The organism is Streptomyces sp. NPDC003691 (genome assembly GCF_053981115.1).
Genome location: NZ_JBSFNQ010000087.1, coordinates 19,303 through 30,087, shown reverse-complemented (window position 1 = coordinate 30,087; position 10,785 = coordinate 19,303). Strand labels below are relative to the sequence as shown.

Sequence of the window (10,785 nt, the reverse complement as noted above, 5' to 3'; positions counted from 1 at the left end):
CACCGATAACTACCCGAACCCTCGCACACTGTTTCCCTCCACCCCGCTCTTCCGTTCGGCCTCTCAGCCCCTCCTCGGGGGGCGCGCCGGGCCGCCCGGCGGCCGGCGCGCTCGGCACCGCGGGACACCGCGCCCGGACGGCCTCCTACCGGCTCCAGCCCATGACCTCGATTCCGCGCAGGCTGCGCCGGGTCAGGCCGCCGGTACGCGAGCACCCCTTCCTCAGCCTGCCGTCGGCGGGCCGGACCATGGTGCTGACCTTCGACGACGGGCCGGACCCCCGGTACACCCCGGAAGTCCTGGACATCCTCGCCCGCTACGACGTCCCCGCCATGTTCTTCGTCTGCGGCGAGATGGCCGCCGCCCACGGGGACCTGGTGCGCCGGATGGCCGACGACGGACACGTGGTGGGCAACCACACCTGGTCCCATCCGCTGATGCCGTCGCTCGCGCCCTCCCGGATCCGCGACGAGATGGGCCGTACCAGCGAGGTCGTCGACGAACTGACCGGGCAGGCACCGCTCTGGTACCGGGCGCCCTTCGGTGCCTGGAACCGGCACTCCTTCGAGATCGGCGCGGAACTGGGCATGGAGCCGCTGGCCTGGACCGTGGACACCCTGGACTGGCGGGAGCCCGGCGCCGGAACCATCGTGAGCCGGGTGCTGGACGGGGCGGCGCCCGGTGTGGTGGTGCTCTCGCACGACGCCGGGGGCGACCGTTCGCAGAGCGTCGCCGCGCTCCGGAACTATCTGCCGAAGCTGCTGGAGGCCGGGTTCACGATCACCGTGCCGCAGCGCTGAACCGGCCGCGCTGAACCGGCTGCGCTGAACCGGCTGCGCCGGAGCGTGGGGCCGGACCGCGGGGCCGGACTTTCCGCGGGCCCGGAGCACGGGAACCCGGACCGTGCGGGTCCGGACCGCGGAGGGGCCGGGGCCGACCGCACGGCCGGGCCGTCGCGCCGGGCACTCTGCGGGCGGTCTCCGGCAGAACCCGAGGCCCGCCTGTGCCGTGCCCGGCAACGCCGTACCGCCCCTGCCTGTGTCGTGCCCGACCATGCCGTGCCGCGCCCGTCCGACAACGCCGCGTCCGGCCGCCGACGAGGGCCCGCGCCCGGGCAGTGCCCCGAGCCCCGGCCCGCTGCTTCCCGCCGGGCGGGCTCAGCGGGTGGAGACCATCCGGGCGTAGACCACCACATTGCCGTCGTACCCCTCGGCCCGGCTCCAGCCGCCGCCGCAGGTGATGACCCGCAGCTCCGGGTACCCCGTGTCGCCGTACACCCGGGCACCCGGGAAGTCGTCCTTCGCGTACACCTCGACGCCGTACACCTCGAACACCGCGGTCTTCCCGTCGAGCCGGTCCACCTCGACCCGGTCGCCCCGCTTCACCGTGCCCAGACCGTAGAACACCGCGGGGCCGGAGGTGTTGTCGACATGGCCCGCGATGACCGCCGTGCCGCGCTGTCCGGGCGCCACGCCGTTCTGGTACCAGCCCGCGAACTCCGGCGAGTCGGCCGGCGGCGCCTCGATCCAGCCGTCGGCGTCCAGACCCACGTTCATCAGCGGGGCGTCCACCCCGATCGCGGGGATCGCCACGCGCTGCGCGGGCGCGTTCGGCAGGGTTTTCGGTACGGCGGGACCGGTGAAGGTCTCCCCGAGGGCCCGGTCGAGCGACGCGGCCGCGGCCGGCTGGGGCGGGCCGAGTGCGACGTCCACCCCGTTCTTCATCAGCGCGATCCCGCTGAGCAGCACCAGCGCCAGCACACCCCAGGGCGAACGCCGCCGCGGCCCGGGGTCGTCGAAGTCCGCGCCCATCGCCTGTCTCCCTCCGGCCGCCGGACCGGACAGCCCGTCCACCAGTGCGTCAGCGCCAGACCGGCCGCGGCCAGCTCCGCCCGTACGCCCTCCTCGCGGAACTTCGCCGACACCTCCGTCCGCATCTCCTCGCCCTTCTCGAACGGCACCGCGATGCCCAGCGGCGGGAACTTCACCGTCACCGCGGACCTGGCCCGCAGCCGCATCTCGATCCATTCGCGCTCCGGGTCCCAGAGCGCCACATGGTCGAAGTCCGCCGGATCGGCGTCGGCGTCCAGCTCCCGCGCCAGCACCCGCAGCACGTTCTTGTTGAACTCGGCCGTCACCCCGGCCGCATCGTCGTACGCCCGCACCAGCACCGCCGGATCCTTCACCAGATCCGTGCCCAGCAGAAACGCGTCGCCGGGCGCCAGCAGCGACCGTACGGAGGCGAGGAACGCGGCACGCTCCCGCGGCAGCAGATTGCCGATCGTGCCGCCGAGGAACGCCACCAGCTTCGGGCCCGGGACGGCGGGCAGCTCCAGCGCGGCGGTGAAATCCGCCACCAGGGCGTGGATATGCAGCTCCGGATGGTCGGCGAGCAGGGCGCTCGCCGCCCCCGTCAGCGCGCTCTCGCTCACGTCCACCGGGACATAGGAGTGCAGCCCGGTCAGGGCGGCCAGCAGATGCCGGGTCTTCTCCGACGAGCCGGAGCCCAGCTCCACCAGGGTCCGCGCGCCGGTCGCCGCGGCGATCCCGGCGGACCGGTCCCGGAGGATCTCCCGCTCCGCGCGGGTCGGATAGTACTCGGGCAGCCGGGTGATCTCGTCGAAGAGTTCGCTGCCCCGGGCGTCGTAGAACCACTTCGGCGGCAGCGTCTTGGGGACGGCGGTCAGACCGGCGGACACATCGGCCCGCAGCGCGGCGCCGGTGGCGTCCTCGGGCAGGGTACGGGTCAGGTCGAACGGACTCACGTGGGAGGCTCCTTGAGGGGGGTCAGGAGGACATCGGCGCGGACCGCCCGCACCAGGGTGCGGTCGGGAACCTCGCGCCAGCGCGGATCGTCGTCGTACGGCTCCGACGCCACCACCGTGCCGCCGCCCGGGGCGCCCGGCCCGGTCAGATACCAGAGCGAGTCGCCCCAGGCGGTCGCCGCGACCGACGAACCGTCGGTCAGCAGCAGGTTCAGCCGGGAGCCCGGTGCCGCGGCCGCCACCTCGTACACGGTGTCGGCCAGCGCCTCACCGGGCTCACCGCCCTCCCGCAGCCGGTGCAGCGCCAGGGCCCAGAGCAGCGCCGCGTCGCAGCGGGCCTCCAGCGCCAGCAGCTCCGCGGTCGGCAGGGCAGCGGCCAGCGGCGCGATACTCCCGGGCCAGTCCCGCACCGCGCCGTTGTGGCTGAACAGCCAGGGTCCGGCGGCGAAGGGCGCCGCGGCCGCCTCGCCGTCCGCGCCCGGCTCGGTCGCGTCCCGTACGGCCGCGAGGAACGCGGTGCTCCGGACCACCCGGGCCAGATCCGCGAACGGCAGATCCGCCCAGACCGGACCGGAGCGGCGATAGCGCGCGGGCACCGGATCCCCGTCGGCGTACCAGCCGACGCCGAAGCCGTCCGCGTTGACCGTCCCGTGCCGCTGGCGGCGCGGCGCCCACGACTGCCGCAGCAGCGAATGCGGGGGCGCGGTCAGCACCTCCCCGAGGGGCAGCGGCGGGCCGAGATAGGCGAGATGGCGGCACATCAGACGTCCCGGGCGGTACGGAAGCCGGCGAAGATCTGGCGGCGCACCGGCAGGTCCCAGTTGCGGAAGGTACCCCGGCAGGCCACCGGGTCGACCCCGAACGAGCCGCCGCGCAGCACCTTGTGGGCGGGGCCGAAGAAGACTTCCGAGTACTCGCGGTAGGGGAACGCGGCGAAGCCCGGATAGGGCAGGAAGTCGCTCGACGTCCACTCCCACACATCGCCCACGAGCTGCCGTACGCCCAGGGGCGAGGCGCCCCGCGGATAGCTTCCGGCGGGCGCGGGCCGCAGATGCCGCTGGCCCAGATTGGCCCGTTCGGGTGTCGGGTCGGCGTCGCCCCAGGGGAACCGGCGCGAGCGCCCGGTCGCCGGATCGTGGCGGGCGGCCTTCTCCCACTCGGGCTCCGTCGGCAGCCGCCGCCCCGCCCACCGGGCGAAGGCATCCGCCTCGTACCAGCTCACATGCAGTACCGGCTCGTCGTCCGGTACCGGCTCCGTGACACCGAAGCGGCGGCGCAGCCACCCCGCGCCGTCGCGGCGCCAGAAGAGCGGGGCCCCGATCGCGTGGCGCCGGATCTGCTCGAAGCCCTCCGCCGCCCACCAGCGCGGCTCGCGGTAGCCGCCGTCCTCCACGAAGGCACGGTAGGCGCCGCAGGTCACCGGGGTGGTGTCGAGGAAGAACGGGGCCACGTCCCGGTGGTGGGCCGGCCGCTCGTTGTCCAGCGCCCACGGTTCGGTGGAGGTGCCCATGGTGAAGGGCCCTCCGGGGATCAGGACCTCGGCCGCCGCGGGAGCGTCACCGGGCGCCGGGCGGGGCGGCTCGGGCGCCGAGAGCGCGGCGGGGCCCGACCGCAGCTGATGCGTGATCAGCATGGTCTCGTCGTGCTGCTGCTCGTGCTGGGCGATCATTCCGAAGGCGAAGGAGTCCTCGGTGAGGCGGCCGCCGCCGTCCAGAGGGGCCGCTTCGAGGACGTCCAGTACCCGTTCGCGCACCTCGGCCGCGTACCGGCGGGCCTCCGCGGGCGGCAGCAGCGGCAGCGAGGGGCGGGCGGCCCGGGGATGTTCGAAGGCGTCGTACACCGAGTCGATCTCGGGACGCAGGGCCGGCCTGCGGCCGACGGTGCGGAGCAGCCACTGCTCCTCCTGGTTGCCGATGTGCGCCAGGTCCCAGACCAGGGGGGACATCAGCGGGGAGTGCTGGGCGGTCAGTTCGCCGTCGTCGACGGCGTCGGTCAGCAGGGCGGTACGGGCCCGTGCCGCGGTCAGCGCGCCGAGGGCGTTCCCGCGCAGCGCGCCGGATTCGTCCCGTCCGGTCGGCTCCGTGCTCACGGTCGAGGCTCCTCTCCCGGGAAGTGCTCCCGGTCGGCCGGGGGCGGATCGTCGGCCGGACATCGGCCCGGCAGTACATGGCGTTCGTGGAAGGCGGCCACCGCGTCGCGCACCCCGCGCGACGCGCCCGCCCGGGGCAGCGCCTCCAGCGCCGTAGCGAAACAGGACACCGCGGCGGCGTGCAGCTCCGGATCGGTCAGCCCGTGCCGGGCGGCGTCCAGCCAGAGCGGATTGCGCGGTGCCGGCTGGGTACCGGCGCGCTCCGCCAGCGGCTTCACCGTCCGGTAGACCCGCTCCGCCGCCTCGGGATCGTCGAAGAGGACGGTGGTGACCGCCAGCGGCACCTGCCAGCCGTCGGCGCCGGACTGCGCGTCGATCATCCGCAGTTCGAGATGGCCGCGCGGACGCACCGGAGGGAACAGCGTCGTCAGGTGGTAGTCGAGGTCCGCCCGGGTGGGCGGCCGGGGCGCCCCGGTCCGGATCCACCGGCGGAAGCTGAGCCCGCGCGGACGCTGCCAGGGCCCGTCCGCGTCCCGGACGACCATCACCGGGGCATCCAGTACATGGCCGGTCCAGGCGGCGCGGGGCTCGCGGTCCAGCGGCGGCGCCAGCGGCCGCACCGGGTCCAGCCGGGCCCAGATCGCCTGCCGGGTCGACCGCCAGCCGGTGGCCCGGCCCTCCATGGCGGGGGAGTTGGCGAACGCCGCCGTCAGTACCGCGCCCAGCAGATGCGCGAGCTGCCAGCGCCTGCCGTGGCCGAGCGGTCCGGGCTCCTCCTCCCCGGCGTCCAGACAGACCTGGATGGAGGCGGACGAGCACATCATGACCCGCCCGCAGGGACTGGTGCGGTCGAGATAGGCCTCCATGGCCTCGTAGCGGGGGTCCCGCAGCACCCGCCGGGGCGGCTGCCAGGGGTCGATACCGGCCCCGGTGAGGGTGAGGCCGTCCCGGTCCAGCAGCGACCGGACGGCGTCCAGGTCGGCCGCGACGGCGTCGACGCACTCCATCAGGGAGGCGGCCGGGGCGGAGCTGAGTTCCAGCTGGCCCCCGGGCTCCACGGTGACCGCCGAGGTCAGCGGCAGGGCCCGGGTCTTCTCATGAGCCGCCGTGAGCCGGTCCTCCGGCACCCGGCGGCGCGGGTCTCGCTTCTCGTGGACGAGCCACTCCAGCTCCACGCCCACGGTCCTGGGCGGGCCGGTCTTGAAGCAGATACCGCGGAGGAGATCCTCCGCCTCCGCTTCCGCTATGGGCCGGCCGGGTTCGCCGGTATCGGGTGGTCGCATGATCGGCTCCTCTTTCGAAGGCACCCCTGCCAACCTAAGGCCACGGCTGCGCGGCCGCACAAGAGCGCCTCGGCCCGGCCCGGCCGAAGCCGTACGGTCACCGGACCGGAGCCGGCGGTGCCGCCGGAAAAGGGTTTGCCCCCGTCTTCGCAGGTCGCGGACGATGGCGGCGATGAGTACCCGACTGCGGGCGATCGCCCGCGAAAACCAGAAATTCGTTGAAGACGGCCACTATCCCGCCCCGGACGGGCGCGGGGTGGACCTCGGTACGGCCCTGGCGGCCGCCCTCGAAGGAACCCGGCTGTACGGCCCCGAAGCGCTCTCCGTCACCCCCGGCACGGACCGCGCCACCCGGATCCGGGTCACCGGCGCAAGCAGTACCGCCGCCGCCCTCCACCTGGCCGGCAGCGGCCCCGGGCCGGTCGCGGTCCTCGTCTTCGCCTCCGCCCGCAACCCCGGCGGCGGCTATCTCAACGGCGCCCAGGCCCAGGAGGAGGCGCTCTGCCGGGCCTCCGCGCTCCACCCCACGCTGCTGCGGGTCCCCGGCTACTACGCGTACCACCGCGAAAACCGCGACCCCTTCTACTCGGACCGGGTGATTCACTCACCCGCCGTCCCCGTCTTCCGGGACCACCGGGACCGGCTCCTCGACACCCCCCGCACCGTCGGCTTCCTCACCTCGCCCGCCCCCAATACCGGCGTGATAATCCGCCGGGAGCCCGAGCGGGCCCCGCTCGTCCCCGGCGTACTGGCCCGCCGCGCCGAACGGGTCCTGGAGACCGCCGTGCACCACGGCTACCGGCGGATCGTGCTGGGCGCCTGGGGCTGCGGGGTCTTCCGGAACGACCCGGCGACCGTCGCCGGAGCCTTCCGCGCGCTGCTCACCGGCGGTGGACGGTTCGCCCGGCACTTCGACGAGGTCGAGTTCGCGGTGCTCGACCGGACCCGCGACCGGACCGTCGCCGGTGCCTTCCGGGCCGCCTTCGAGCATCCCGGAATCGCCGCGGAACCCCAACGTCCGCACGTGCCGGGGGAGTTGGCGTAGATCCCGGGTGCCGGATCCGGCCATCCGCCCCACGTTGTGCAGGGTCGTTCTGGAAAGATACAGCGGGCGATGAGCCAGACACCCAAACAGACCGCGGACCGTTCCGTACCCACCAGCGCCGACGTCGCCCGGTTAGCCGGGGTCTCCCGGGCCACCGTCTCGTACGTCCTCAACAACACGGCGTCCGTCCGGATCAGCGAACCGACCCGCCGCCGAGTGCGCGAGGCCGCCGAAGAACTGGGCTACGTGCCCCACGCGGCCGCCCGCAGCCTGCGCGCCGGACACACCCGGATGGTCGTACTGCCCCCCGCGACGCTGCCCGCCGGACCCCTGTACGGCCGCTTCCTCGCCGAACTCCAGGCCGCGCTGCGCCGCCTCGACTACACCGTCGTCCACTACGGGAGCCTCGGTCTCGACGGTGACGAGGCCGCCCGCTCCTGGGCCGAACTGCGGCCGGTCGCGGTCGTCGCCCTCGGCGAGGTCGGGCTGACCCCGCACGGCGTCGACGTCCTCAAACGCTCCGGCGCCCGGGCCGTCGTCACCCTCGGCTCCCGGCGGGTCGCCGGGGCGCACTGCTTCGTCATGGACCAGCGGGAGGTCGGCGCCCGCGCCGTCGCCCATCTGGTGGAACGGGGCCGGCGCGCCATCGGGGTCGTCATGCCGCAGGAATCCGGCCTCGAACGCTTCTCCGAACCCCGGATCGAAGGCGCCCGCCGGGCCGCCGCGGCCGCCGGGGCCAGAATCGAGGCACTGCCCCTGCCGTACGAGGAGGAACCCGCGGCCGCCCTCGCCGGGCGCTGGCGCGAACTGGGGCTGGACGCGGTGTTCACCTACAACGACGACTACGCCGTCCTGCTGATGCGGGCCCTCCAGGACGAGGGGATCGCCATCCCCGCCGACACCGCCGTCATCGGCGCCGACGACCTGCTCCTCGGCCGGCTCCAGCGCCCCCGGCTGAGCACCGTCCATATCGACCTGGTCACCGGGCGCACCCTGGCCGAGCTGGTCGACCGGGTCGTCCGCGACCCCGGTGAGGAACCGGCCGTACACGATCTGATGGGAGCCCGGGCGGTACAGCGCGACTCCACCTGACGGCCCCGGCCCGGTGGGCGTGCGCCCGCGGCGCGCCCGCTCTACCGTCGCTCGCATGAGGACACCACCGAAGCGCTTCGAGATCCTCGTCGTGCCCGAGCACGTCGTGGGGCACGACGGCACGGTCCGGCCGGAGGACGCCATCCGCTCGGCCCTGGTCGAGGCGACGGGCGAATGGGGCGCTTCGGGCTATCCGCGGTACGCGGGGCACGGCGTCGTCGCCGATATCGACCCGGCGACCCACACCGTGGAGGCACTGCTCGTGGACGGCGCCGAACTCGACTACGGACTCACCGTCCGGGCCGTCGAAGCGCCGCTCGGCTGAGCCGCCCCGCGCCCCGCCCTCCGCCATGTCACTGCCCGTTACCGGCGGCCTTCGCCTCCTCGACCGACTTGCGCACCTGGTCCATGTCGAGCGCCCGCGCCTGCCCGATCACGTCCTCCAGCGCGGCTTCCGGCAGCGCGCCCGGCTGGGCGAACACCGCCACGTTCTCGCGGACGATCATGAGCGTCGGAATGGAGCGGATGTCGAACGCGGCGGCCAGCTCCTGTTGGGCCTCGGTGTCGACCTTCGCGAAGACCAGGTCGGGGTGGCGCTCGGCCGCGCTCTCGTACACCGGGGCGAACTGCCGGCACGGACCGCACCACGACGCCCAGAAATCGATCAGGACGAAGTCGTTCCCGTCGATGACCTCGTCGAAGTTCTCCTTGGTGAGCTCCACGGTGCTCATGACATGCGGCCTTTCTCTCTGCTCTGCCGGCCGTCCGGACGGAAGCGGCCCCTTTCCGCAGGCGACAACGGCGCCTCCGGCCCGGCTATTCCTGCCCGGTCGCCGCCCCGGTATGTGCACCCCGGCGCCGCGGCTCGCGGATGTCACGACCGGGAGCCACGAGATATGTGATCATCGACGGAAACCGGATATTCCCCGGCGCATGGAGGGACACCATGGACAGTACGAGGCCGGAGCCCCTGGAGTACGACGTCGTCGTGCTGGGAGCGGGCCCCACCGGGGAGAACGTGGCCGACCGGGTCAGAGCGGCGGGACTGAGCGCAGCCGTCGTGGAGAGCGAGCTGGTCGGCGGCGAGTGCTCGTACTGGGCCTGCATGCCCAGCAAGGCGCTGCTGCGCCCGGCCATCACCCGCGCCGACGCGCGGCGCGTCCCCGGCGTACGGCAGGCAGTCCAGGGACCCCTCGACGCCGAGGCGGTCCTCGCCGCCCGCGACGGTTTCACCTCGCACTGGAACGACGACGGGCAGGTCGCCTGGCTGGACTCCACGGGCGCCCGGTTCTACCGCGGTCACGGCAGGCTGCACGGCCCGCGGAAGGTCGTCGTCGACAGCTCCGAGGGCGAACACCACGTCCTGATCGCCCGCCACGCCGTGGCCGTCTGCACCGGAAGCCGCGCCGTCCTCCCGGACCTGCCCGGTCTGGCCGGAGCCCGCGCCTGGACCAGCCGGGAGGCCACCAGCGCCCCTGCCGTCCCCGGCCGGCTGGCCGTGGTCGGCGGCGGGGTCGTCGGCGTGGAGATGGCCACTGCCTGGCAGGCCCTGGGCTCCCGGGTCACCCTGCTGGTCCGCGGTGACGGGCTGCTGCCCCGGATGGAGCCCTTCGTCGGCGAACACGTCGCCGCCTCCCTCACCGAGGCCGGCGCCGACATCCGGCTGAACACCGATGTCACCGCCGTCGTCCGGGACGGCGGCAGCGGCCCCGTCACCCTCGTCCTCGCCGACGGCGACCGCATCGAGGCCGACGAGGTCCTCTTCGCCACCGGCCGCGCCCCCCGCACCGAGGACATCGGCCTGGAGACCGTCGGCCTCACCCCCGGCTCCTGGCTCCCCGTCGACGACAGCTGCCGGGTCGAGGGCAGCGACTGGCTGTACGCGGTCGGCGACGTCAACCACCGCGCCCTCCTCACCCACCAGGGCAAGTACCAGGCCCGCATCGCGGGCGCGGCCATCTCCGCCCGCGCCCAGGGCGTCCCCCTCCTGGAAACCGACCGCTGGGGCGCCCACAGCGCCACCGCCGACACCGCCGGCGCCCCCCAGGTCGTCTTCACCGACCCGGAGGCCGCCGCCGTCGGCCTCTCCCTCGCCGAGGCCGAATCCGCGGGCCACCGGGTCCGCGCCGTCGACCACCCCATCGACGTGGCCGGCGCCTCCCTCTACGCCGCCGGCTACCGCGGCCACGCCCGCATGATCGTCGACCTGGACCGCGAAATCGTCCTCGGCGTGACCTTCGTCGGCCCGGGCGTCGGTGAACTGCTGCACTCGGCAACGGTGGCGGTGGTCGGCGAGGTCCCGGTGGACCGGCTGTGGCACGCGGTTCCGTCGTATCCGACGATCAGTGAGATCTGGCTGCGGCTGCTGGAGAAGTACCGGGAGGGGTGACCGTCGGCGGCTTCCTCGCCGACTTCGACGAGCCCGCGGAGTTCTCACCTCGCCGTCGCCCACCGGCGGGCGGAAGCCGGCTCATGCCTGACCGGTGCCGCCCCGGCCCTTCCCGGGCATGCC

11 protein-coding genes are annotated in these 10,785 nt (G+C 74.1%); 5 read left to right on the top strand and 6 right to left on the bottom strand.

The genetic code is table 11. The features are described from left to right. Positions 1 to 5 precede the first annotated feature (5 nt). Entirely contained in the window at positions 6 to 800 is a 795-nt protein-coding gene (locus tag ACWDR0_RS28875; protein ID WP_456354730.1) for a polysaccharide deacetylase family protein, read from the top strand. A gap of 357 nt (positions 801 to 1,157) precedes the next feature. Here the strand turns inward: ACWDR0_RS28875 and ACWDR0_RS28870 are convergent, their stop codons facing one another. The 5 genes from ACWDR0_RS28870 to egtA are packed head-to-tail and all read right to left on the bottom strand — an operon-like array spanning position 1,158 to position 6,136. Beyond that, positions 1,158 to 1,811 carry a class F sortase gene (locus tag ACWDR0_RS28870; RefSeq protein ID WP_456354729.1) on the bottom strand — a complete coding sequence of 218 codons (654 nt, stop codon included), beginning with the start codon at positions 1,809 to 1,811 and terminating at the stop codon, positions 1,158 to 1,160. Beyond that, the gene (gene egtD, locus ACWDR0_RS28865) at positions 1,724 to 2,764 is read right to left on the bottom strand and encodes an L-histidine N(alpha)-methyltransferase (RefSeq protein ID WP_456354728.1); all 1,041 of its coding nucleotides are present in this window, start codon (positions 2,762 to 2,764) and stop codon (positions 1,724 to 1,726) included. The genes ACWDR0_RS28870 and egtD overlap by 88 nt, the downstream gene beginning before the upstream one ends. After that, entirely contained in the window at positions 2,761 to 3,525 is a 765-nt protein-coding gene (gene egtC / locus ACWDR0_RS28860) for an ergothioneine biosynthesis protein EgtC (protein WP_456354727.1), read from the bottom strand. Before egtC ends, egtD begins: the two co-directional genes overlap by 4 nt. Then, positions 3,525 to 4,853, bottom strand: a complete 1,329-nt coding sequence (egtB, locus tag ACWDR0_RS28855) for an ergothioneine biosynthesis protein EgtB (RefSeq protein ID WP_456354726.1) — start codon at positions 4,851 to 4,853, stop codon at positions 3,525 to 3,527. The genes egtC and egtB overlap by 1 nt, the downstream gene beginning before the upstream one ends. Next, positions 4,850 to 6,136, bottom strand: a complete 1,287-nt coding sequence (egtA, locus tag ACWDR0_RS28850; RefSeq protein ID WP_456354725.1) for an ergothioneine biosynthesis glutamate--cysteine ligase EgtA — start codon at positions 6,134 to 6,136, stop codon at positions 4,850 to 4,852. Before egtA ends, egtB begins: the two co-directional genes overlap by 4 nt. A 172-nt stretch (positions 6,137 to 6,308) precedes the next feature. Between egtA and ACWDR0_RS28845 the strand changes: the two genes are divergently transcribed. From ACWDR0_RS28845 to ACWDR0_RS28835, 3 genes are all read left to right on the top strand, one after another. Beyond that, positions 6,309 to 7,181 carry a TIGR02452 family protein gene (locus tag ACWDR0_RS28845; protein WP_456354724.1) on the top strand — a complete coding sequence of 291 codons (873 nt, stop codon included), beginning with the start codon at positions 6,309 to 6,311 and terminating at the stop codon, positions 7,179 to 7,181. A 69-nt stretch (positions 7,182 to 7,250) separates the two neighbouring features. Next, positions 7,251 to 8,273 carry a LacI family DNA-binding transcriptional regulator gene (locus ACWDR0_RS28840; RefSeq protein WP_456354723.1) on the top strand — a complete coding sequence of 341 codons (1,023 nt, stop codon included), beginning with the start codon at positions 7,251 to 7,253 and terminating at the stop codon, positions 8,271 to 8,273. 55 nt (positions 8,274 to 8,328) lie between these two features. After that, positions 8,329 to 8,598: a hypothetical protein gene (locus tag ACWDR0_RS28835; RefSeq protein WP_456354722.1), complete on the top strand. Its 270-nt coding sequence runs from the start codon at positions 8,329 to 8,331 to the stop codon at positions 8,596 to 8,598. Between the two features lie 28 nt (positions 8,599 to 8,626). On the opposite strand, the gene trxA is transcribed toward ACWDR0_RS28835, so the two are convergent. Beyond that, positions 8,627 to 9,004 (bottom strand): thioredoxin, encoded by a 378-nt coding sequence (trxA, locus tag ACWDR0_RS28830; protein ID WP_456354721.1) that lies wholly within the window; start codon positions 9,002 to 9,004, stop codon positions 8,627 to 8,629. Positions 9,005 to 9,219: 215 nt separating this feature from the next. Here trxA and ACWDR0_RS28825 point away from each other — a divergent pair, with 215 nt between their 5' ends. Then, a complete protein-coding gene (locus tag ACWDR0_RS28825; RefSeq protein WP_456354720.1) occupies positions 9,220 to 10,662 on the top strand; it encodes a dihydrolipoyl dehydrogenase family protein in 1,443 nt (480 codons plus the stop codon). Positions 10,663 to 10,785 lie beyond the last annotated feature (123 nt).